This is a genomic window from Streptomyces sp. NBC_01515 (assembly GCF_045040345.1).
In the GTDB taxonomy this organism is placed as follows: Bacteria; Actinomycetota; Actinomycetes; order Streptomycetales; family Streptomycetaceae; genus Streptomyces.
On sequence record NZ_CP109416.1, the window covers coordinates 9338614 to 9360124 of the forward strand.

Annotated in this window: 18 protein-coding genes and 2 pseudogenes; 10 read left to right on the forward strand and 10 right to left on the reverse strand. The window is 71.2% G+C overall.

The window, feature by feature from the left end; translation table 11 throughout:
• Positions 1 to 33: 33 nt before the first annotated feature.
• Positions 34 to 894: a helix-turn-helix transcriptional regulator gene (locus tag OG407_RS41650; RefSeq protein ID WP_405865497.1), complete on the reverse strand. Its 861-nt coding sequence runs from the start codon at positions 892 to 894 to the stop codon at positions 34 to 36.
• 207 nt (positions 895 to 1101) lie between these two features.
• On the opposite strand from OG407_RS41650, the gene OG407_RS41655 reads away from it, so the two are divergent.
• The 4 genes from OG407_RS41655 to OG407_RS41670 all read left to right on the forward strand — a co-directional run bounded on the left by OG407_RS41655 (position 1102) and on the right by OG407_RS41670 (position 4775).
• Positions 1102 to 1950 carry a helix-turn-helix transcriptional regulator gene (locus tag OG407_RS41655; protein ID WP_405865499.1) on the forward strand — a complete coding sequence of 283 codons (849 nt, stop codon included), beginning with the start codon at positions 1102 to 1104 and terminating at the stop codon, positions 1948 to 1950.
• Between the two features lie 157 nt (positions 1951 to 2107).
• Positions 2108 to 2674, forward strand: a complete 567-nt coding sequence (locus OG407_RS41660) for a flavin reductase family protein (protein WP_405865501.1) — start codon at positions 2108 to 2110, stop codon at positions 2672 to 2674.
• A gap of 55 nt (positions 2675 to 2729) precedes the next feature.
• Complete coding sequence (locus OG407_RS41665) at positions 2730 to 3689, forward strand: NADP-dependent oxidoreductase (RefSeq protein WP_405865503.1); 960 nt, start codon at positions 2730 to 2732, stop codon at positions 3687 to 3689.
• A gap of 21 nt (positions 3690 to 3710) precedes the next feature.
• Positions 3711 to 4775, forward strand: a complete 1065-nt coding sequence (locus OG407_RS41670; RefSeq protein WP_405865505.1) for an NAD(+)/NADH kinase — start codon at positions 3711 to 3713, stop codon at positions 4773 to 4775.
• Between the two features lie 80 nt (positions 4776 to 4855).
• Here the strand turns inward: OG407_RS41670 and OG407_RS41675 are convergent.
• Positions 4856 to 5743, reverse strand: a pseudogene (locus OG407_RS41675) (histidine kinase dimerization/phospho-acceptor domain-containing protein); the annotation flags it as partial.
• Positions 5744 to 5852: 109 nt separating this feature from the next.
• Positions 5853 to 6554, reverse strand: a complete 702-nt coding sequence (locus OG407_RS41680) for a response regulator transcription factor (RefSeq protein WP_405865507.1) — start codon at positions 6552 to 6554, stop codon at positions 5853 to 5855.
• 215 nt (positions 6555 to 6769) lie between these two features.
• Between OG407_RS41680 and OG407_RS41685 the strand changes: the two genes are divergently transcribed.
• The 4 genes and pseudogenes from OG407_RS41685 (at position 6770) to OG407_RS41700 (ending at position 10647) form a co-directional block, all read left to right on the forward strand.
• Positions 6770 to 7285, forward strand: a complete 516-nt coding sequence (locus tag OG407_RS41685; RefSeq protein WP_405865509.1) for a hypothetical protein — start codon at positions 6770 to 6772, stop codon at positions 7283 to 7285.
• 25 nt (positions 7286 to 7310) lie between these two features.
• Positions 7311 to 7538 (forward strand): annotated as a pseudogene (locus OG407_RS41690) (ABC transporter permease); the annotation flags it as partial.
• 159 nt (positions 7539 to 7697) lie between these two features.
• Positions 7698 to 9752, forward strand: coding sequence for a phosphocholine-specific phospholipase C (locus tag OG407_RS41695; protein ID WP_405865511.1), 2055 nt, complete (start codon positions 7698 to 7700; stop codon positions 9750 to 9752).
• 52 nt (positions 9753 to 9804) lie between these two features.
• Positions 9805 to 10647 carry a phospholipid scramblase-related protein gene (locus OG407_RS41700; protein WP_405865513.1) on the forward strand — a complete coding sequence of 281 codons (843 nt, stop codon included), beginning with the start codon at positions 9805 to 9807 and terminating at the stop codon, positions 10645 to 10647.
• Between the two features lie 6 nt (positions 10648 to 10653).
• On the opposite strand, the gene OG407_RS41705 is transcribed toward OG407_RS41700, so the two are convergent.
• Both OG407_RS41705 and OG407_RS41710 read right to left on the reverse strand, forming a co-directional pair.
• Positions 10654 to 11619 (reverse strand): hypothetical protein, encoded by a 966-nt coding sequence (locus OG407_RS41705; RefSeq protein ID WP_405865515.1) that lies wholly within the window; start codon positions 11617 to 11619, stop codon positions 10654 to 10656.
• Positions 11616 to 12410 (reverse strand): phosphatase PAP2 family protein, encoded by a 795-nt coding sequence (locus OG407_RS41710; RefSeq protein ID WP_405865517.1) that lies wholly within the window; start codon positions 12408 to 12410, stop codon positions 11616 to 11618. The genes OG407_RS41705 and OG407_RS41710 overlap by 4 nt, the downstream gene beginning before the upstream one ends.
• A 224-nt stretch (positions 12411 to 12634) precedes the next feature.
• Between OG407_RS41710 and OG407_RS41715 the strand changes: the two genes are divergently transcribed.
• Positions 12635 to 13249: a TetR/AcrR family transcriptional regulator gene (locus OG407_RS41715; protein WP_327399906.1), complete on the forward strand. Its 615-nt coding sequence runs from the start codon at positions 12635 to 12637 to the stop codon at positions 13247 to 13249.
• 166 nt (positions 13250 to 13415) lie between these two features.
• Here the strand turns inward: OG407_RS41715 and OG407_RS41720 are convergent, their stop codons facing one another.
• Entirely contained in the window at positions 13416 to 14441 is a 1026-nt protein-coding gene (locus OG407_RS41720) for a DUF2510 domain-containing protein (protein ID WP_405865520.1), read from the reverse strand.
• A 353-nt stretch (positions 14442 to 14794) separates the two neighbouring features.
• On the opposite strand from OG407_RS41720, the gene OG407_RS41725 reads away from it, so the two are divergent.
• The gene (locus OG407_RS41725) at positions 14795 to 17479 is read left to right on the forward strand and encodes an ATP-binding protein (protein WP_405865522.1); all 2685 of its coding nucleotides are present in this window, start codon (positions 14795 to 14797) and stop codon (positions 17477 to 17479) included.
• 181 nt (positions 17480 to 17660) lie between these two features.
• Here OG407_RS41725 and pcaD read toward each other — a convergent pair whose 3' ends face one another.
• From pcaD to pcaH, 4 genes are read right to left on the reverse strand one after another with little or no spacing between them, the layout of a single operon-like run.
• Positions 17661 to 18779: a 3-oxoadipate enol-lactonase gene (gene pcaD, locus OG407_RS41730; protein WP_405865524.1), complete on the reverse strand. Its 1119-nt coding sequence runs from the start codon at positions 18777 to 18779 to the stop codon at positions 17661 to 17663.
• Positions 18776 to 20113: a 3-carboxy-cis,cis-muconate cycloisomerase gene (gene pcaB / locus OG407_RS41735; protein WP_405865526.1), complete on the reverse strand. Its 1338-nt coding sequence runs from the start codon at positions 20111 to 20113 to the stop codon at positions 18776 to 18778. The genes pcaD and pcaB overlap by 4 nt, the downstream gene beginning before the upstream one ends.
• Complete coding sequence (gene pcaG, locus OG407_RS41740) at positions 20110 to 20715, reverse strand: protocatechuate 3,4-dioxygenase subunit alpha (RefSeq protein ID WP_405865528.1); 606 nt, start codon at positions 20713 to 20715, stop codon at positions 20110 to 20112. The genes pcaB and pcaG overlap by 4 nt, the downstream gene beginning before the upstream one ends.
• Before the next feature lie 6 nt (positions 20716 to 20721).
• A complete protein-coding gene (gene pcaH, locus OG407_RS41745) occupies positions 20722 to 21495 on the reverse strand; it encodes a protocatechuate 3,4-dioxygenase subunit beta (RefSeq protein WP_403585840.1) in 774 nt (257 codons plus the stop codon).
• Positions 21496 to 21511 lie beyond the last annotated feature (16 nt).

Genomic DNA, 21511 nt, shown 5'->3' on the forward strand with positions numbered 1-21511 from the left:
TTGTAACTCCCGGTAATTCGTAACCTCGGGACATTACTGCGCGTCCTGCACCTCGGGCGCGCTGAGCGAACCCAGCAGGGCCAGGCCGTCCGCCGAGGGGGAGCCCGACTCGGCCTGAAGGATGACGAGCTGCTGCCCGGGCGCGCTGCGGATGGTGAGCGCCTCATGCCGCAGCTCCAGGTCCCCCACCACGGAATGGCGCATCTGCTTGACCTCGTAGGGCGGGACCCGGGTGTACTCGCGGGCCCACAGCGAGCGGAACTCGGGGCTGCGCACGGACAGTTCGCCGACGAGTTCCAGGATGCGGGGATCCTCGGGCGTGCTCGCGGCGGACTGCTGGAGATCGGCGACGGCGCGGTTCTTCGCCCGTTCCGGGCTCCGGTAGAACGTCTTCGCCGCGGGGTCCAGGAAGAGCATGCGCAGCACGTTGTCGCGCTGGGTGAAGTCCCGGTAGAGAGCGTCGGCCAGGGCGTTGGTGGCCAGCAGGTCCTGGGCGTGGCCGACGATGAAGGCCGGGGTCCTGGTCCAGCTCTCGATCAGCTGCCGCAGATGCGGGCGCACCCGCTCGACGCGGGACGGCGACTTCGTACGACGGTTTGTGGGGCGCGCCAGCCGGAACAGTTCGAGCCGGTCCTCCTCCGCGAGCCGCAGCACACGGGCCATGGCCTCCAACACCCGTACCGACGGGCTGAGTTCACGGCCCTGTTCGAGTCTGCTGTAGTAGCTCGGGCTGACTCCCGCGAGCGCGGCGACCTCGTCGCGGCGCAGCCCGGGCACCCGTCGCCGGCCGGAGCCGGCCAGCCCCACGTCGGCGGGGCTGACGCGCTCCCGGCGGGAGCGGAGGAACCGACCCAGCCCTTCAACCGGGTCGGGGCGCACGTCGTCGGTGTACATACCGTCGAGGCTAGGCGGAATACACCCGGAGAAGTTCAGCCGACGGTGGGTGCGTCGCACCCAGGATCACGGCTCCCGGGGTGGCGCGGAGGAGCTGCGGGGCAGGTCGCCCGGGTGGTGAATCACGCTGTGTGAAGAGTGTGGAACCTGGTGCGTTCGTGCACGAGCGGCTCTTCTCAACGATCGAGAAACATCTAGTCTTGCCGCATGAGCAATGGGACCCCTTTGGGTGATTTCCTCCGGGCCCGCCGCGAGGCCCTCAAGCCCCAGGACGTCGGTCTGCCCGAGTACGGGCGACGCCGGGTGCCGGGGCTGCGCAGGGAGGAGGTCGCACTGCTCGCCGGAGTCAGCTCCGACTACTACATCAGGCTGGAGCAGGGACGCGAGAACAGCCCGTCCCCGCAGGTCCTGGAAGCCGTAGCGCAGGCGTTGAAGCTGGACGCGGAGTCCGCCGACCATCTCAACCGGCTCTGTCTGACGCCCTCGCAGCGGCCACACGACTGGGGCGAGGCGGAAGTCAGCACGCAGTTGCTGCAGTTGATGGACGGCTGGGAGCACACTCCGGCGTTCGTGCTCGGCCCGGCGCTCGACATTCTCGCGGGCAACTCCCTTGCCACAGCGCTGCACAGCGGGTTCGACGCGTTCGACAACCTCGCCCGCAATGTGTTCGTCGACCCGGCGGGGCGCGAGTTCTACCAGGAGTGGGACCGGGCCGCGCACTCCTGTGTCGCCGAACTCCGGGCCGCCTACGGCCACGATCCCGAATCGGCCCGGATCGCCGAGCTGGTCGACGAACTCTCCGCGGAGAGCGAGGAGTTCGCCGGGATCTGGCGGCTGCACGACGTCAAGAGCAAGTCCCAGGAAGGCAAGCACCTCAGGCACCCGGACGTTGGCGACCTACACATCGCCTTCGCCGCGTTCACGGTCAACGGCGCCCCGCATCAGCAACTCGTCGTCTACCAAGCCGAACCGGCCAGTCCGACCGCGACCGCCTTCGAGACGCTGCGGGCGCTGGCCACCGGGCCGAAGAAGGCCGGCGCGAACGCGAACACGTAGGCCCGGGCGAACACAAGCACGTAAGCCGAGACTGGTCCTCCCGCGCTCAGGAAAACCGCGGCCTTCATACCGGCGCGCCGTCTGCCGAGACTCGAACCGGCGGACAGCGCGCCGGCCCCGCCGCCGGGACGCGCTCCGTACGGCGTCAGGAGCGGACATGATCACCGTGAAGGACCTTCGGCCCCACCCCCTGGACCAGGTGCACCGGGTGATCGAACCCGGTCCCGTCATCCTGGTCACCACCCGGCACCGGGGCGTCCCGAACGTGATGACCAACGGGTTCAACATGACGGTCCGCCACGCCCCGCCGCTGATCGCGTGCACCATCGGCCCCTGGGACCACAGCTACGAGGCGTTCGTCGAGACCGGCGAGTGCGTCGTCTCGGTCCCGACGGCGGACCTGGCGGCCACCGTCGTCGACATCGGCAACTGCTCGGGCGCGGACGTCGACAAGTTCGAGGAGTTCGACCTGACCGCCGTGGACGGCGAGCAGGTCCAGGCACCGCTCGTCGCCGAGTGCTTCGCCAACATCGAGTGCAGGGTCGCCGACACCGGCCTCGTCGCCCCCTACAGCCTGTTCCTCCTGGAGCCGGTGCGGGCTTGGACCGATCCAACGCAGCCCGCCCCGCGCCTGTTCCACCACCGCGGCGACGGCACCTTCACGCTCGACGGCCCGACCGTCGATCTCCAGGACCGCATGACCAAGTGGCAGTACCTTCTGTAAGCCCGCGGAACCTGCTGCAAGCCCACCGGATCCCCCGGACACTGGAGACTCGACCATGCCCCGAGCAGTGAAATTCTCCCGCTACGGCGGCCCGGAGGTGCTGGAGGTCGTCGAGGTGCCGCGACCGAAGGCGGGCCCCGGGGAAGTACTCGTCCGGGTCGTCGTCGCCGGGGTCAACCCCGGCGAGGCCGGCATCCGGCAGGGCGTCTTCGCGGACATGCGGTCGGCCGTGTTCCCCGAAGGACAGGGCAACGACTTCGCCGGCTGGGTCGCCGAACTCGGCGACGGCGTAAGCGAGTTCGCCGTCGGCGACGAGGTCATCGGCTACCTGCCCCGAAGGGCGCAGGCCGACTACGTCGTCTCGCCCGCCGACGTCCTCGCCCCCAAGCCCGCCGACATCGACTGGGAAACCGCGGCGCCCCTGTCGGCGGTCGGGGTGACGGCATGGGCCGCCGTGGACGCCGTGGAACCGACGGCCGGGGACACGGTCGTGGTGTCCGGCGCGGCCGGCGGGGTCGGCTCCCTCGCCGTGCAGCTCGCGCGGCTGCGCGGCGCGACGGTCATCGGTACCGCCGGACCGCACAACGCCGACTTCCTGCGCTCGCTCGGTGTCGTCCCCGTCGAGCACGGCCCCGGTCTCGCCGACCGGCTGAAGGCCGCGGCACCCGACGGGATCGACGCGTTCGTCGACACCTTCGGGCAGGGCAACGTCGACATCGCCATCGAACTGGGCGTGCCCCCGCACCGCATCAACACCCTCGCCGACGGCCGGGCCGTAGCCCGCTACGGCGTACGCAGCAGGGCCCAGGAGGACGTCTTCACCCCTCAACTGGTCGCCGAACCGGCCGAACTGGTCTCCAAGGGACAACTCGCCGTCCCCATCAGCAAGGTGTATCCGCTGGAAGAGGTCCAGGAGGCCTACCGGCAGGTGCAGCGGCGGCACACGCGCGGGAAGATCGTGCTCAGCCTGGTCCCGCCCGACGAACGCACGGCGCCTGACGCCCCACGCACGTAACCGCACTCCACGGAGGACCCCATGCCCGTACGTCGTATCGGCCTCGTCGTCCACCAGGGACGTGAGACCGCCCGGGACGCGGCGGCGGCCGTGCACGCCTGGAGCGAGGCGCACGACGTCCGCTGCACCGAGATCGACGTCTGGGGCAAGGACCAGCACCGCCGGACCGGACGCGAGGAGGCCGAGGCCGCGGGCAATCCCGACCTCGTCGTCACCCTCGGCGGCGACGGCACCTTCCTGCGCGGCGCCCGCATCGCCGTCAAGAGCGGGGCCGACGTCCTCGGTGTCGACCTCGGCAAGGTCGGCTTCCTCACCGAGGTCCCGGCCTGCGACATCGCCGAGGCCCTCGACGCCGTGCACGAGGGGCGGGCCATCGTGGAGGAGCGCATGACGCTGACCATGCGCGCCTCCCGCCCGCTGGACATCCCCGAGGAGATGGAGGCCCTGCTGCGCTACGGCCGCGGTCCCGCCCTGCCGCCGCCGCGGGTCCGGCCCGAGACCACGGAGGGCGGCGGCTGGGGCTGCGCGCTGGACGTCACCGCGCTCAACGACGTCGTCCTGGAGAAACTCGCCCGCGACCGGCAGGTCGGCGTCGGCGTCTACCTCGCCGGACGACTGCTGGCGACCTACTCCGCCGACGCGCTCGCCGTAGCCACCCCGACCGGCTCCACGGCCTACAGCTTCGCCGCCGGCGGACCTGTCCTCTCGCCCCACATGGACGCCCTCGTCTTCACCCCGATCGCCCCGCACATGACGTTCAACCGCAGCGTGATCGCCGCCCCCGACGAACCGATCGGCCTGCGCGTCCTGCCCCACTCCGGCCAGGCCATCGTCAGCGTCGACGGCCAACTCCGCGGCGTCCTGGACCCCGGCGACTGGATCGGCGTCTTCCGAGCCCCCCAGCGCGTCCGCCTGGTCCGCCTCCGCCCGACGGATTTCTACGGCAGGCTGCGCGACCGGTTCCGGCTCACGGACGCCCCCGCCAACGCGCAGGACGGCCCTTCGGAACCGTTCTTCCGCCCGGACACCCCGGTCCCGGCGGACCTCGCGGGGATGCGCCTGCCGCCGCCGGAAGCCGGGCGCTGAGAGGGGCTCACAGGGGGGCACACGGGGAGGTCGCGTACGAGGAGGGGTTCGGGGTGGATGCGCAGCTGACCGGCGTCGGCCTCCGCGAGGTCCTGGAGGTCGTCGACGATGTGCTGGAGCAGCAGCGCCTCTTCGAGAAGCGAGTCCACGAGTGCCTGGTCGGAGGTGGCGATGCCGTTCTGCACGGCTTCGAGCCAGCTGCGGATGGTGCTGAGCGGAGTGCGCAGTTCATGGGCGACGTCGCTGACCATCGCCTTGCGCTGGCCCTCCATGCGTTCGCGGCGCTGGGTGAGGTCGTTGAAGGCGGCGGCGAGGTAGCCGATCTCGTCGTTGGTGGTGACCGGTACGCGTTGATGTTCCTCTACGGGGCGGCGCGCGGCGTCGGCCAGGGCGCGCAACGGCCGGACGAGGCGGGTGCCCACTACGACGGTGACGGCCACGGTGACCAGCAGCATCAGCCCGGCGACACCGGCGATGCGGGTCGTGTTGGCGGAGGTGAAGTGGAAGGCGGCGCCGGCGCCCGGGCCGCCCAGGCAGGCGAGGAGTTTGTGTGCCCGGCCGGACAGGCTCGCGCGCTCGGCGGTGGTCAGCCGGTAGGGGCCGACGGCGCGAGGGTCGATGCGGTTCGCCCCGGCGTCCGGCAGCAGCGCCGGGTCGGTGTGCAGGGGGTCGACGACGGCCGACGCCCGGGTGGGGAGGGCGGCGGCAGCGGCAGGAGCGGTGGACGAGGTCGCGATCGTACGGCGGCTCTGGGTGGTCAGGGTGATACGGCGGCCGGTCCGCTCGGCGAGGGGGCGCAGGGTGGGGGCGACGCCGTTCCAGTTCGGGTGGGCGGCTGCGTAGCCGACCAGCGTGTCGTAGATGTCCGTGTCGGAGGACAGGAGTTGGCCCTGTTCCCGCTGGATGGCGCTGCTGGTGGTGCGGGCGGCCAGCCAGGCGGTGGCGGCGACCGAGCAGACGGCGATCATCACGGAGGTGGCGAGCAGGCGGACCAACAGGCTTCTGCGCAGCGGCACTTTGGCCCGGACGCGAGCCCTGGACTTCGGCCCGCTGCCTTCCGGGGTCCCCAACTCCGGTTCAGCGCGCACGACTTCCGTCCATGAGCTTGTAGCCGACGCCGTACACGGTCTGCAGATAGGCCGGTCGGCGGGGGACCGCCTCTATCTTCTTGCGCAGGTTCAGGACATGGACGTCGATCGTGCGCTCGGTGATGTAGCGGTCGAACCCCCGTGTCAGGGCGAGGAGTTGGCGGCGGGTGAAGACCCGTTCCGGTTCGGCGGCCATCGCCGCGAGGATCTCGAACTCCCCGGGCGTGCACACCACTTGGCGTCCGTCGAGCTCGACGGTACGGCGGACCGGGTCGACGGCGAGCGCGCCGATCCGCAGCACGGGATCGTCCGGTGCCGCCGTGGTGCCCCGCGCCCGCCGCAGCAGGGTGCGGATGCGGGCCATCAACTCCCGTGGGCTGTAAGGCTTCGTCATGTAGTCGTCGGCGCCGAGGTCGAGCCCGAGCAGAAGGTCCTCCTCCGTGCTGCGCGCGGTCAGCATCAGCACGGGCACATCGGACTCGCGGCGCAGCACACGGCACACGTCCAGCCCGTCGACCAGGGGCATCATGACGTCGAGGACGAGCAGATCCGGCCGCCGGCGCCGGACCTCGTCGATGGCCGCGCGCCCGTCGTGGACGACCAGGGAGGAGTGGCCCTCGCGCTCCAGATAGCGGCGGATCACCTCGGCCTGCTTGACGTCGTCCTCGGCCACCAGGACATATGCGTTCACGCGGCTCACCCTAAGGTCGGCGCCGCGACACCAGACAGAAGTCTGACGGCGGTCTGACAGGATCTTCATATCCTCCGGCCACGGTGCGGCCATGTCGAAACTCACCCGCCGAAGGCGCTCCGCCGTCCTCGTCGGGGGCGGGCGCGGCGGCGGCACTGTGCCTCCTCGTGGCCTGTGGCGGGGGCGGCGGGGGCACGGCGTCCGACGACCATGGCGTGGCCTCGGTCGCCGGCCCGGCCGCGAGGGGCGGGTCGGCGAGGCCGGATGTCGACGACGAATCGGGTCGCCCGCAGCTGCGGCTGGACACCTCCCGGCAGGAGCAGGACCGGCTGACGTTCGTCTACTTCGACTGCCTGCGCGACCACGGTGTCCTCGGCGGGCACAAGCCGGGTTCGAGCCAGTGGTTCCCCGGGGGCGGCGCCACCAAGAACGCCGCCGCCTACAAGGCCTGCCTCGTGAAGAAGCCGCTCCAGCCACCGGAGTTGGACCCGGCGAAGAACCCGCACTACCTGGACGACTTCCGCACGTACATCAGGTGCCTCGACGACGGCGGCCTGAAGGTCAAGGGCCCGGCCGACGGCTCCGGCTGGAACCGCGACGGCGGGTCCACCCCGACCCGGGCCCAGCAGGACAGGCTCGACCACGACTGCGAGTTGAGGGCGTACCAGCAGTCACCACGACCAGCGACGACAACGACGACGCCCGTCCCCGGCGCGGGAAACGCCGTCTGAAGATCGGGGCCGTAGCGGCCAGTTCCTCACCGAGTCCATCGCCCTGTCCTGTCTCGGCGGCCTCGCCGGCACGCTGCTCGGCATCCTCGCCACCGTCGCCTGCGCCACCTACCAGGACCGGCCCCCGGTGATCCCGCTCCCCGCCGTCGCGGGCGGCTTCGCCGGTGCCGTCCTCATCGGCGTGGCCGCCGGCGTCCACCCCTCGATCCGCGCCTCCCGGCTCACCCCCACCGAGGCCCTCGCCACGACGTGACGCGGTCGGCGGTGCGGAGCCGCCCCCGCACGTACGGGCGAGTTTCACATGGGCGCCACCAGACCCTTCCCTGACGTTTGTTGCTCTTGGAACACTCGCACCGCGCGCATTTCGCCATGTTCCGGCCGGCCGCGCGTCAGGATGAGAGGTGCCTCACCCATGTCCGAAGTCAATCGGCGTCGCTTTCTCCAACTCGCGGGTGCCACCACGGCCTTCACGGCACTCTCGAACAGCATCGAGCGGGCCGCCGCACTCCCGGCGAACCACCGCTCGGGGAGTATCGAGGACGTCGAACACATCGTCGTCCTCATGCAGGAGAACCGGTCCTTCGACCACTACTTCGGCTCGCTCAGGGGCGTCCGGGGCTTCGGCGACCCGCATCCGGTCGTGACCCGGCAGGACGGAAAACCGGTCTGGTACCAGTCGGACGGCACGAAGGACATCCTTCCGTTCCGCCCCGAGGCGAACGACCTGGGCCTGCAGTTCATCCAGGACCTCCCGCACAGCTGGAACGACGGGCACGCCGCGTTCGACGGCGGCAAGTACGACAAGTGGGTGCCGTCCAAGGGCTCCACGACGATGGCCTACCTGACCCGCGAGGACATCCCGTTCCACTACGCGCTCGCCGACTCCTTCACCATCTGCGACGCCTACCACTGCTCGTTCATCGGCTCCACCGACCCCAACCGCTACTACATGTGGACGGGTTACACCGGCAACGACGGCGTCGGCGGCGGCCCGGTCCTCGGCAACGACGAGGCCGGCTACAGCTGGACGACGTACCCCGAGCGGCTGGAGAAGGCCGGGGTCTCCTGGAAGATCTACCAGGACGTCGGCGACGGCCTCGACGCGAGTGGCGGCTGGGGCTGGATCCAGGACGCGTACCGCGGCAACTACGGTGACAACTCGCTCCTGTACTTCAAGCAGTTCCAGAACGCGCAGCCCGGCGACCCGCTCTACGACAAGGCCCGCACCGGCACCGACGCCACCAAGGGCGAGGGCTTCTTCGACCGGCTCAAGGCCGACGTCAAGGGCGGCACGCTGCCGAAGATCTCCTGGGTCGTCGCCCCCGAGGCCTTCACCGAGCACCCCAACTGGCCCGCGAACTACGGCGCTTGGTACGTCTCCCAGGTCCTGGACGCGCTGACCTCCGACCCCGAGGTCTGGGCGAAGACGGCCCTGTTCATCACCTACGACGAGAACGACGGCTTCTTCGACCACCTGCTCCCGCCGTTCGCTCCGGGCTCGGCCGCGCAGGGCAAGTCGACCGTCGACGTCGGCCCCGACCTCTTCAAGGGCAACGCCACCAACCCGGCAGGTCCCTACGGCCTCGGCCAGCGCGTGCCGATGATCGTCGTCTCGCCCTGGAGCAAGGGCGGTTACGTCTGCTCGGAGACCTTCGACCACACCTCGGTCATCCGCTTCATGGAGACCCGCTTCGGTGTCCACGAGCCCAACATCTCGCCCTGGCGGCGCGCGATCTGCGGCGACCTGACCACCGCCTTCGACTTCTCCCACAAGGACGTCAAGAAGGTCTCGCTCCCGGGCACCGACGGCTACCAGCCGCCGGACAAGAACCGTCACCCCGACTACGTGCCGACCCCGCCCGCCAACCCGGTGCTGCCCAAGCAGGAACGCGGACTGCGCCCGGCCCGGCCGCTCAAGTACGCGGCCACGGTGGACGGTTCGGCGGACACGGCGGCCGGGAAGTTCACGCTCACCTTCGCCTCCGGCGCGAAGGCCGGCGCCAACTTCCTGGTCACCTCCGCCAACCGCACGGACGGGCCCTGGAGTTACACCACCGAGGCCGGCAAGTCCGTCTCGGACGCCTGGAACTCGGCGTACTCGAACGGCTCGTACGACCTGACCGTGCACGGCCCGAACGGCTTCCTGCGCGCCTTCAAGGGTCCGGGCAAGACCGCTGGACCCGAGGTCACCGCGCGCAACTGCGGCGACGACGTCGAGCTGACCTTCACCAACAAGGGCTCCGGGACGGTGCAGTTGAAGGTCGTGAGCGGCTACGGCGGCCGGGCGCAGACGTTCAAGGTACGGGCGGGCGCCACCGTACGGCACACCGTCGACCTCGGCGCGAGCAAGCGGTGGTACGACCTGACGGTCACTTCCGACGGCGACGCGACGTTCCTGCGGCGATTCGCCGGACATGTCGAGAACGGCCGGCCGGGGGTCAGCGACCCCGCGATCGCGACCGCTTGAGGGGCTTTGTGAAGCCGGTTGTTTTCCGGGGCACTCGCGGTAGTGTGCCCCGGTGACCACGCATTCGAACACACCTGCAGGCTGGTACCCGGATCCGCACGGAGCGCCCCAGACCCTCCGGTACTGGGACGGCGTGAAGTGGACCGAGCACACCAACGCGGACCAGCAGGGCCAGGCCGCCCAGCAGCCGCAGGCCGTGCCGCAGCAGCAGGCGGGGCCGGATCCGCGGGCCCAGCGCCAGGTGAAGCAGCAGGTGCAGCAGCAGGCCGGGGTCGCCGGGGGCGGCCCCGGCGGCGGCAGCCTGTTCACCGAGCCGGTGCTCGTGGTGAACCAGAAGGCCAAGCTGATCGAGCTGACCAACGAGTACAAGGTCATGGATCAGAACGGCAATGTGATCGGCTCGGTCGACGAGGTCGGCCAGAGCACGCTGAAGAAGGCGCTGCGTTTCGTCTCCAGCCTCGACCAGTTCATGACCCACCGGCTGGAGATCCGGGACGCGTACGGGCAGCCGCAGTTGGTGCTGACCCGGCCGGCGAAGATCATGAAGTCCAGGGTGATCGTGTCCCGTCCGGACGGTTCGCCGGTGGGCGAGATCGTGCAGCAGAACATGATCGGGAAGATCAACTTCGCGCTGAACGTGGATGGTCAGCAGATCGGCGCGATCAAGGCGGAGAACTGGCGGGCGTGGAACTTCGCGATCGTCGACCACGCGGACAACGAGGTGGCCCGGATCACGAAGACCTGGGAAGGCCTCGCCAAGACGATGTTCACCACCGCGGACAACTACGTCCTGCAGATCCACTACCAGCTGCCCGAGCCCCTGCTGAGCCTGGTGGTGGCGACGGCCCTGACCGTCGACACCGCGCTCAAGCAGGACTCGCGCGGCCTCGGCTGATCCCGGTCAGAGCGCGGTGAGATGCCCCGGCGCGGACTTCCGGTCCGGCTGCCGGGGCAGCAACGCCGGTTCGGCGGACGCCGATTGAGGTTCCAGCGCCAGGACGGCGGCCACGGGGTGATCGTGGCCGTCGTACTCGTGCAGCAGCGGTACGGCGGGTGTCACCCGGGTCAGCAGGACCACGCCCCAGGACGCGATGCCGGCTCCCGCCAGGGCGAGGAGGATGCCGGCCGCGCCGCCTTGGAGGCGTTCGCCCAGCAGCGCGAGGCCGATCGCGGCGGCGGCCACCGGGTTCGCCAGGGTCACCACCGCGAGCGGGGCACCGAGGCCGCCCCGGTAGGCGGTCTGCGAGAGCAGCAGCCCGCCCGCCGCGAACACCGCGACCAGCAGGGCGACTCCGACCACCTGCATGCTCAGCAGCGGACCCGAACGGTCCGTCGCCGCGACCGTCACGGTCTGCGTGAGCGCGGAGGCCACCCCTGAGGCGACACCGGACGCCGAGGCATGCCGTAGACCGGGCTTCGCGCCGCGTCGGGCCAGCAGGCCGATCAGTGCGGACGTGGCGCCCGCGACCGCCAACGCCTGGGGAACGGTGAGGACTTGGTCGGGCTGGGGGCCGGACGCCGTGACCAGCAGGGCGGAGAGGCCGAGCAGGGTGAGGGCGGTGCCCCGCCACTCGACCGTGGTGACCCGACGACCGGCCACCCGGGCGCCCATCGGGACGGCGGCGACGAGGGTGAGAGCTCCCAGCGGCTGTACGACGGTCAGCGGGCCGTACTTGAGGGCCACGACGTGCAGCAGTGCGGCCGACGCGTTCAGGCCGACCGTCCCCCACCAGGATCCGGTGGCGAGCAGCCGCAGCATGCCCGCGTCGGAGTTGCGGGACGCCAGCCGTTCCTGGGCCACGGCCGCCGCCGCGTAGGCGACGGCCGAGAACAGGGACAGGACGACGGCGACGAGGGTGGCGTTCATCGGCCGGCTCCGACGAGAACCGGTTCTTCTGCGGCGAGTTGGGGCCGTCCGCGCCCGGCGGTCGTCGCCGTGCGGTGCGGGGGGTGGATGAACGCGAGAGCGATGCCGAGCATGGCGGTGGCCACGATCGCGTCCAGCCAGTAGTGGTTCGCCGTGCCGATGATGACCGTCAGCGTGACCAGCGGATGCAGCAGCCACAGCCAGCGCCAGCGGGACCGCGTGGCGACGATCAGGCCGATCGCGACCATCAGGGCCCAGCCGAAGTGCAGCGAGGGCATCGCCGCGAACTGGTTCGAGAGGTGGTCGCTGGTCGGCGGGCCGTAGACCGAGGGGCCGTAGACCTTGGCGGTGTCGACCAGGCCCGTCGCGGCCAGCATGCGCGGGGGTGCGAGGGGGAACACGAAGGGCAGCACCAGGGCGGCCGAGGTGACAGTGGCCAGGACTCGGCGGGCCCAGACGTAGTGCGCGGGGCGCCGCAGGTACAGCCAGACCAGGAAGGCGACGGTGGCCGGGAAGTGGACGGTCGCGTAGAAGGTGTTCGCGATGTGCACGAGGGTGTCGCTGTGCAGCAGTACCGACTGCACCGAGCCCTCGTTCGGGAGGCGCAGGGTCCGTTCCAGGTCCCACACGTGGCGGGCGTTGTGCAGGGCCTCACCGGTGTGGCCCGTCGCCAGCTGGCGGCCGAACTTGTAGACGAGGAAGAGTCCTGCGACGAGCAGGAGCTCACGGACGAGCGGGGGCCGCGCTATCGCGCTGGTCCCCTTCTCTGCAGGCTCGGTGCGGGCATTCATCCCCCGGCCCCTTCGCTGACGGTGGTGCGTGTGGTGGTGCAGGCAGGGCTTGTGACCCGGCTCGCGGCCCGAACTCATCGGTACGAGTTCGTTCCGATACGCCAGTGTACCGATACGGGCGGGTACCGATACGGCGGAGTACCGGTACACTGGCGTATCGATAGCGAAACGAGACACACTGGAGAGCGGACCCCGGGTCCGCGGACCGAGCGAGGAGACGAGCCATGACGTCGCAGGCTGAGGACGCACCGGACACGGTCGCCGCCTCGCGCCGCTCCAAGATCACGCCCGAGCGTGAGCGGGAGTTCTTCGACGCCGTGCTCGAACAGATCCGGGAATGCGGGTACGACTCCGTCAGCATGGAGGGCGTCGCCAGCAGCACCCGGTGCAGCAAGTCCACGCTCTACCGGCAGTGGGGGACCAAGCCCCAGTTCGTCGCGGCGGCGCTGCGGGCCAACCGCCGGGTGCACTTCACCGGCATCGACACGGGCTCGCTCGCGGAGGACCTGCGCCAGGCCGCGCGGGCGGCGGGCGCCTGGTCGGCGAAGGACACGAAACTCGTCTCGGCGCTCGGCCACGCCGTCATCCAGGACAGTGAACTCGCCCAGGCGGTGCGCGAGGCGCTCGTCCATCCCGAGATCGCCGCGCTGGAGGACATCCTGCGCCGCGGTGTGGAACGCGGCGAGATCCCGGCCGACCATCCGGCGCTGCCGTACGTCCCCGCCCAGATCTTCGGCGTCCTGCGGGCCCGCCCCGTCCTGGAGGGCTGTTACGCCGACCCCGACTACCTCGTCAGATTCGTGGAGGCCGCGGTGCTGCCCGCACTCGGCCTCACCTGAGAACCAGGTCGCCGTCCGTGGGATGACTGGACGGTGACCTGCTCGCGCCGCACCGTGGGGACGGGGGCGGCGCGCACCCCCCGGCCGGGTGGGGTTCCTCTTGAGCGGAGAGGCGCCCCACCCGGCCGACTGGTGTCCGGGGAGCCGGCCGGTCCACGGCGAGGGGTCAGATCTTCTGTCCGTCGCCGCCGCTGGTGCCCGAGGCCACCTTGATGCCCGCGGTGATCTCGTCGATCACGGACTGCTTCTGGCCGACGTCGACACCGAAGCGGACCACGACGATCTGACCGGTACTGGCCGGCGACGGGAACGCGAGCGACTCGACATAGCCGTCGGCGCCCTTGCTGGTGATCGCCTTCCAGCGGACGAGGTAGCCCTTCTGCCCGGCCACGGTGACGGCCTTGGAGGCGAGGACCTCGTGGGAGGTGATGCTGCCGTAGGTCGTACCGCCGTAGGACTCCTTCGCGTTGGCGGCGATGTCCGCCTTCGCGACCGCCTCCGCCGTGCTGCCCTTCGTGCCCAGCACCACCGCGGGCGAGGAGTACGCCCCGCCGTTGGTGCAGGTCTGGGCGGTGTTGCCGGGGCACTTGTAGGACGTGTTCGACGTGACCGACGCACCGACCTGGATGACCTGGCCGTACCAGTCGGACGGCACGGTGAAGCTGATGCCGTCGAGCGAGTCGATCACGGTTCCGCCGGCCTTGACCTTCGGCTCCGCGGACTGGCTGGGAGCGGGCGTCGCACCACCGGTCCCACCGGAACCACCCGTCCCGCCGGACCCGCCGAAGGGATCGTTCTGGCCGCCGGTCCCACCGGAACTGCCCGTGCCGCCCTGCCCCTCGGGGCCGCCCTGGCCGTTCGGCGCCTGCTGGTTGCCGGCCTGGGTGCCGTTCCCGCTGCCGTTGTCGGACAGCGCGTACGCACCGACACCGATCGCGGTCAGGACCGCCACCGCGACGCCCACGGCTATGCCCGTGCGCAGATTGCGGCGCGGCGCGGCCGGGGGCTGGGCGGGATACGCCGGATACGCCCCGCCGTACGGCGGCTCCGTCGGGGGACCCCATTCGGCGCCCGACCCGGCGGGGCGGGTGCGGTCCGTCCATGCCTTGCCGTCCCACCAGCGCTCGGCGGTGGGACCGTCATTCGTCTGCCCGGGATCGGGGTACCACCCGGGGGGAGTCACCTGCGTCATGCCCCTACCGTATGAGGCGTCGGTGAAAGGGGGATGAGAGGATCCGGCCGCGGTGCTCCCGCCCGGGTGGTTCTCGATCAGCTTCCGGTGGGTGACCGCGGACGCCTGAGTTGATTCGTGCATGCCCATGCCGGCCGAAGGGCGCTGATCCACAGGCTTGGTGGGCGATGTCCCCAGCGTTACGGGATTGATCGAAAGTGGCCCTGTTCCGGCGCCTTCTGACTGCTCGTCATGCCTATGAGCCCAGCTGTCACCCGTTGCGGCACCAGCTCCCCGGACCGGCCTCCGCATCGGCATCCGGAGGGCTACGCTCAAGGGCTGTACGTCGTTCGGGCTACTGGGGAGGTATCGGGATGACGGAGGAACGGCCTCCGGAGGCCGCCTCGGCCTCCCTGTGGGAGCGCGACGAGGAAGTCGCCGGTGTGGTGGAGGCGATCGACCGGCTGCGCGCCGACGAGTCGTCCTCGGGCAGCCTGCTGATGGTCCGTGGCGAGGCCGGGTTCGGCAAGACCGCGCTCCTGGCCGAGACCCGCCGCATCGCCGAGGCACGCGGCTGCGCGGTCTGGCAGGCCCGCGGCGGCGAGACCCTCAGGTCCGTCCCCTTCAACGTCGTACGGCAGTTGCTGCAACCCGCCCTCATCTCGCTGATGCCCGAGGAGATCCGCGAGTACCTCGGCGACTGGTACGACATCGCCGGCCCCGCCCTCGGCGTCACCGAACCCGGCGAGCGGCAGCCCGACCCGCAGGGCGTGTGCGACGGACTGGTCGCCGCGGTGCGCCGCCTCGCCAAGCGCGTCTGGCCGCTGGTCCTGATCGTCGACGACGCCCACTGGGCCGACCAGGAGACCCTGCGCTGGCTCGCCGCGTTCGCCGAACGCCTCGACGACCTGTCCGTCCTGCTCGTGGTCGCCCGCAGGCCCGGCGAGGTCAGCGGCGAGAGCGCCCGCTACCTGGACGCGATCGCCGCGGCGGCGGGACCGCCGGTCACCGTCCTGGAATCCCTCACCCCGAAGGCCACCGCGGGCCTCACCCGCGCCACCCTCGGCCCGCACGCCGACGGCGCGTTCTGCCGCGAGGTGTGGGCGGTCACCGACGGCAACCCGTACGAGACCGTCGAACTCCTCGCCAAGGTCCAGGACAGCGGCCTCGACCCCGTCGAGGACGCGGCCACCGAACTGCGCGAGCTCAACCGCTCCGCGCGCGGCGGCGGACTGGTCGCCCGTCTGGACGACCTGGGCTTCGAAGCCACCCGGTTCGCCTGGGCCGCCGCCATCCTCGGCACCGGCATCTCCGTGAGCCTGGTCGCCAAGCTCGCCACCATGAGCCGCGAAGAGGCGGGCCGCTGCGCCGAGTTGCTCCGCACCGCCCGCATCCTCACCGCACCCGACCCCGCCGCGTCCCAAGCCGGCGCCGGCGAGCTGGAGTTCGTCCACCCGCTGATCGCCAGCGCCGTCTACGACTCCATCCCGGGCGGCGTCCGTACGGCCATGCACGGCATCGCCGCCCAGGTCGTCACCGACTCCGGGCTCGGCGCGGCCGCCGCCTCACGGCACCTCCTCAAGGTGCACCCGGACGACGACCAGGAACTCGTCGAGCAGCTGCGCGAGGCGGCCCGCGAACACCTCTCCATCGGCGCCCCCGACGCCGCCCGCCGCTGTTTGGAGCGCGCCCTCCTGGAGCCGCCGCTCGCCGAGACCCACGCGCACGTGCTCTTCGAACTGGGCTGCGCCACCCTGCTCACCGCGCCCGCCACCACCATCGGCCACCTCCAGACCGCCCTCGGCATGCCCGGACTCGACGGCCACGCACGCGTGGACGCCGTTTTCCGGCTCTCCCAGGCCCTGATCCACAACAACCAGCTGGAGGAGGCCGTCCGCACCGTCGAGGCGGAGGCCGTCCGGTACGAACCGGGCGCCGCCCGGATGCGGCTCCAGGCCGTCCAGTTCATGTGGGAGGGCATCCACGCGGGCGAGGGCATCTCCCCGGGACGCTCCGAGCGGCTCGCCGCACTCGCCGGCACCTGCGCCGGCCGGGACAACTCCGAGCGGGCCCTGCTGATCCTGCGCGGCTTCGACGCCATGACCCACGGCGAGAACGCCGAGGAGGTCGTCGAGGTCTGCGACCGCGCCCTCGTCAACGGACGGCTCGCCCCCGGACTCGGCTGGACCGACACCGAGTGGGGCATCGAGATCCTCATGATGCTCGCCAGCGCGTACGCGTACACCGACCGCCTGGACCGCGCGGAGAGCCTGTACAACGAAGCCCTGCGCGCCTACGTGACCGCGGGCTGGAGCGGCGGCCACCTCTCCCTGGCGCACGCCTACATCGGCCTCGGCCACCGCAGGCGCGGTCGGCTCCGCGACGCCGAGATCTCGCTGCGCGAGTCCCTGCGCCTCGCCGAGCGCGTCGGCCGCGGACTGCCCCTGTACTGGTCGGCCACCTGCAACCTGGTCGACACGCTGCTCGCCCGCGGCCATGTCGAGGAGGCCTGGGCGACCGCCGAACAGTACGGCTTCGCACCGCCGTACCCCTCCACCATCGTGCTGCCCGACCCGCGCTGCGTGCGCGGCCGGCTCCTGCTCGCCGTCGGCCGCACGAAGGACGGCATCAACGAACTGGAACAGGCCGCGAAGGCGGCGACCGTACGCGGCCATCACAACCCGGTCCTCGTCCCCTGGGCCGTCGACCTCGCCCGCGCCCTCGCCGTCGAGGACCCGACCCGCGCGGCCCAACTCGCCTCCGACGCCCGCCGCCAGGCCGAGCACTTCGGCACGGACACGGCGATCGGCGAGGCCCTCCGCTGCGCCGCCGCACTGGAAACGGGGCAGCGCGCAGTCCGCCTCGCGGCGCAGGCCGTCGCCTACCTGGAGTCCTCGCCGTGCCAGTACGAGCATGCGGCGGCGCGGGTCGAGTACGGGATCGCTGCGCGGTCGGTGGCCGAGATCAACAAGGGCCTGACGCTGGCGCGTTCGTGCGGGGCGGATGGTCTGGTGACACAGGCGCGGGAGGTGCTGGAGACGGGGAGGGGGTTGCGGTGAGCCGTCGTTCGGCTGCGGGCCCGGCGGGGGCTGGTCGCGCAGTTCCCCGCGCCCCTTAAAAGCGTGGGCCAGCCCCAGTTTTGAGAAAGCGCAGGCCAGCCCAAGTCCTTAGGGGCGCGGGGAACTGCGCGACCAGCCACGACGTAGCCGCAGACGACGCACAACAAGCAGCCCCACCCCCTTAGTCGCCCTCTTCGGCCAACACCCGCTGCGCCACAGCAAACGCCGAGTTCGCCGCAGGCACCCCGCAATACACCGCACTCTGCAACAGCACGGCCCCGATCTCCTCCGGCGTGAGCCCATTCCGCCGAGCCGCCCGAACATGCATGGCCAACTCGTCGTAATGCCCATGTGCAATCAGCGCGGTGAGTGTGATCATGCTCCGCTCGCGCCGCGACAACGTTGGATCGGTCCAGACCTCCCCCCACGCATACCGCGAGATGAAGTCCTGGAACCGCGCGGTGAACGGCGTCTGCCGAGCCTGCGCCCGGTCCACGTGGGTATCGCCCAGCACCTCACGCCGTACCTCCATCCCACGCTTGGCACCCCCGCCGAGGTGCGCCCGCAGCGCGGTGAGGACCGCCTCCGGGCACTGCGCGACCGCCAGATGGGAAGCACCCGGGATCTCCACGAGCGCCGAGCCCGCCACCGCGTCCGCGATCTCCCGCAGATGCGCGGGCGGGGTCGCCGGGTCGTCCCGGCCGGCGATCACCAGCGTCCGCGCGCCGATCTCGGGAAGCCGCTCGCGCAGGTCGTACGCGGCCAGCGCGTCACAGCACGCGGCGTACGCGGACGGGTCTGCATCACGCTGGTCGGCCACCAGCTCCGGGACGGTGAACCCGGGCGTGAACCAACGGGAGTCGGCGCTCTCCACCAGCCACCCCACCCCCTCGCTCCGTACCCGCGCGGCCCGTTCCTCCCACGGCTTCGCCCCGTTGAAGTGGGCCGAGGAACAGATGACGGCGAGCGACGCGATCCGCTCGGGGTGGTGCACGGCGAGATGCAGACCGACCGCACCGCCCAACGACACACCCGCGTAGGCGAATTGCTCGATCCCGAGGGAGTCGGCCAGCGCGAGCACCAGGTCCGCGAGGTCTCCTACGGTCGCCCCGGGCCCGATCAGTCCGGGTGCCGAACCACCGTGCCCGGGCAGGTCCCAGCGGATCACCCGGTGGGTGACGGACAGTTCGGGCGCGACCTTGTCCCACAGGGCGTACGACGTGCCCAGCGAAGGCCCGAGCAGCAGCGGGGGAGCGGAATCGGCGCCCTCGGCACGGAAGTTGAGGAGTTTCTCGGTCAACGTCGCTCCAAGGCGCGGTCGGTGAGGGCTCCGGCGGAACCCGTGTAACGGGCGGGGTCGGTCAGTGCGGAGAGATCTTGGTCCTTCAACTCCGGCTCCCCGGCGAGTAGTTCGGCCAACGGCAGGCGCTCCGCGTACGCCCGCCGGGTGACCTCCGTGAGCAGCTCCTTCGCCCGGGCCCGGCCCAGCAGCGGTGCCAGCTCGGCCGACAGCCGCTCGGAGACGATCAACCCATGGGTGAGATCCAGGTGTTCACGCATCACGTCCGGGTGCACCCGCAGCCCCTCGGTCAGCTCGGCGGCATCACGCGCCGCCCCGCCGACCAGCCGCAGCAGCTCCCGCAACGGTTCCCACTCGGCGTGCCAGGCCCCGGCCGGCCGCTCGTCCTCGGCGACCAACGAGCCGTAGAGGACGGCCGCGAGCTGTGGTGCCCGGCGCGCGGCGGCGGCGATCAGCGTGGACCGTACGGGGTTCGCCTTGTGCGGCATGGCCGACGAACCGCCGCCGCTGCCCTCGGAGACCTCGGCGATCTCCGTCCGGCACAGGACGAGGACGTCGGCGGCGACCTTGCCCAGCGCACCCGCCGCGAAGGCCAGGCATCCGGCGAGGTCGGCGATCGGCGTCCGGAGTGTGTGCCAGGGCAACAGGGGTGCCGTCAGGCCGAGTTCACGGGCGTAGGCGTCCGGCAGCGCGAGCGCGTCCTCGGCGCCGTACGCGGTGAAGGCGGCCAACGTGCCTGCCGCGCCCCCGAGTTGGACGGGCAGCGCATCTCTTACCCCCCGTACGCGATCCCGCGCGTCGAGCACCAGCGACCGCCATCCCGCCGCCTTCAGCCCGAACGTCGTCGGTACGGCGTGCTGGGTGAGGGTCCGGCCCGGCATCGCGGTGTCGCGGTGGGCGGTGGCCAGCCCGGACAGCGCGTGCTCCGTGCGGGCCAGGTCGGTCAGGACCAGGTCCAGGGTGCGGGACGCGACCAGCATCGTCGCCGTGTCCATGATGTCCTGGCTGGTCGCGCCCCGGTGGACGTACGGGCCGTACTCCCCGCCGACCGCCTTCGTCAGGTCCGCGACCAGCGGGATCACCGGGTTTCCGCCGGCCCTGGACCGTTCCACGAGGGACCGTACGTCGAAACGGTCCACGTCGGCCGCGGCCGTCACCGCCGTCGTCGCCTCGGCGGGGGCGAGACCCAGGGCGGCCTGGGCGCGGGTGAGGGCTGACTCCGCGTCGAGCAGGGCCCGTAGATACGCGGTGTCGCTCGTCGCGGACGCGGCGGGGGAGCCGGCCCACCCGGGGGCGAGCAGACCGGTGTCCGACGACGGGTCGGCAGTAGTCACTGGAACTCCAGGAAGACCGTTTCGCCTTCGCCCTGAAGGCGGATGTCGAAACGGTATGTGCCCCTGCCGTCGTCCTGCGCGATCAACGTGTCACGCCGCGCCGCGTCCAGCCCGGACAGCAGCGGGTCCGCGGCGAGCGCGGCCTCGTCGCCCGGCAGGTAGATCCGGGTGAAGAGGTGCACCAGCAGCCCGCGCGCGAAGACGCACGCGCTGAGGTACGGGGCGCTACGGCCGCGCGCGCCCGGCCGTAGCGTCCGCGCGTACCAGTGGCCGTTGGCGGCGGTCTGGATGCGGCCCCAGCCGGTGAACTCGACGCCGTTGCGGCCGAGATAGCCACCGCTGGCCGGGTCGCGGCGGATCGAGCCGTCGGTCGTGGAGAGGTTGCCGTCGGGGTCGGGTCCCCACAATTCGACGAAGGCGTCGGGCAGCGGCTTGCCCTCGCCGTCGTAGACGTACCCCTGGACGGTGATCGTGTCCGGGTGTCCGACCGGCGCGATGTCACCGCCGCCGGGGAACGGCAGCGCGTAGCCGTAGAAGGGGCCGACCGTGTGCGACGGGGTCGGCGGCACGGACTCCGGGCGGCTCGTGTCGATCTTCGTCATGGCGGGTCAGCGTCCTTCTTCGATCCAGGTGGCGTGCGGGCCGTCGAGCACGATGTCCCAGTGGTAGCCCATCGAGAACTCGGGCACCGACAGGCTGTGGTCGTACGTCGCGACGAGGCGCTGCCGGGCCGCGTCGTCCGTCACCGACTGGATGATCGGGTCGTACGGGAACAGCGGATCGCTCGGGAAGTACATCTGCGTCACGAGCCGTTGGGTGAACGCCGTGCCGAACATCGAGAAGTGGATGTGCGCAGGGCGCCAGGCGTTGACGTGGTTGCGCCAGGGGTAGGGGCCCGGCTGGACCGTCGTGAAGCGGTAGTTGCCCTCGTTGTCGGTCAACGTCCGCCCGACACCGGTGAAGTTGGGGTCCAGCGGGGCGTCGTGCTGCTCGCGCTGGTGGGCGTAGCGGCCGGCCGAGTTCGCCTGCCAGATCTCCACCAGCTGGCCGCGGATCGGCCGCCCGTCCCGGTCCAACAGCCGCCCGGAGACGGTGATCCGCTCACCGATGGGCTCGCCGTTGTGCTGCCGGGTCAGGTCGTTGTCGATCTCCGTGATGTCCCGCTCGCCGAACGCGGGGGAGGCCAGCTCCACCAGTTCCGGGTCCTTCGAGACGTCGATGGTGACCGGCGGCTGTTTCGGGTGGCGGAGCAGTGAGGAACGGTATGGGGCGTAGTCGCGGCGCGGGTGGTGCTCGACCGGCGCGCCGTCGGCGACCCGCTTCTCGTACGTCGCGTGCTCGGCCGCTATTTCGAGGTCGATGTCGTGCTGGGTGAGAGCCATGGGGGTTCCTGCCGTT

Coding starts and splice junctions, on each gene's coding strand:
- OG407_RS41665 (WP_405865503.1), top strand. CDS start 2,730: ATGCCCCGAGCAGTGAAATTCTCCCGCTACGGCGGCCCGGAGGTGCTG.
- pcaH (WP_403585840.1), bottom strand. CDS start 21,495: ATGGCTCTCACCCAGCACGACATCGACCTCGAAATAGCGGCCGAGCAC.
- OG407_RS41660 (WP_405865501.1), top strand. CDS start 2,108: ATGATCACCGTGAAGGACCTTCGGCCCCACCCCCTGGACCAGGTGCAC.
- OG407_RS41725 (WP_405865522.1), top strand. CDS start 14,795: ATGACGGAGGAACGGCCTCCGGAGGCCGCCTCGGCCTCCCTGTGGGAG.
- OG407_RS41670 (WP_405865505.1), top strand. CDS start 3,711: ATGCCCGTACGTCGTATCGGCCTCGTCGTCCACCAGGGACGTGAGACC.
- OG407_RS41650 (WP_405865497.1), bottom strand. CDS start 894: ATGTACACCGACGACGTGCGCCCCGACCCGGTTGAAGGGCTGGGTCGG.
- OG407_RS41715 (WP_327399906.1), top strand. CDS start 12,635: ATGACGTCGCAGGCTGAGGACGCACCGGACACGGTCGCCGCCTCGCGC.
- OG407_RS41710 (WP_405865517.1), bottom strand. CDS start 12,410: ATGAATGCCCGCACCGAGCCTGCAGAGAAGGGGACCAGCGCGATAGCG.
- OG407_RS41705 (WP_405865515.1), bottom strand. CDS start 11,619: ATGAACGCCACCCTCGTCGCCGTCGTCCTGTCCCTGTTCTCGGCCGTC.
- OG407_RS41695 (WP_405865511.1), top strand. CDS start 7,698: ATGTCCGAAGTCAATCGGCGTCGCTTTCTCCAACTCGCGGGTGCCACC.
- OG407_RS41720 (WP_405865520.1), bottom strand. CDS start 14,441: ATGACGCAGGTGACTCCCCCCGGGTGGTACCCCGATCCCGGGCAGACG.
- pcaG (WP_405865528.1), bottom strand. CDS start 20,715: ATGACGAAGATCGACACGAGCCGCCCGGAGTCCGTGCCGCCGACCCCG.
- OG407_RS41655 (WP_405865499.1), top strand. CDS start 1,102: ATGAGCAATGGGACCCCTTTGGGTGATTTCCTCCGGGCCCGCCGCGAG.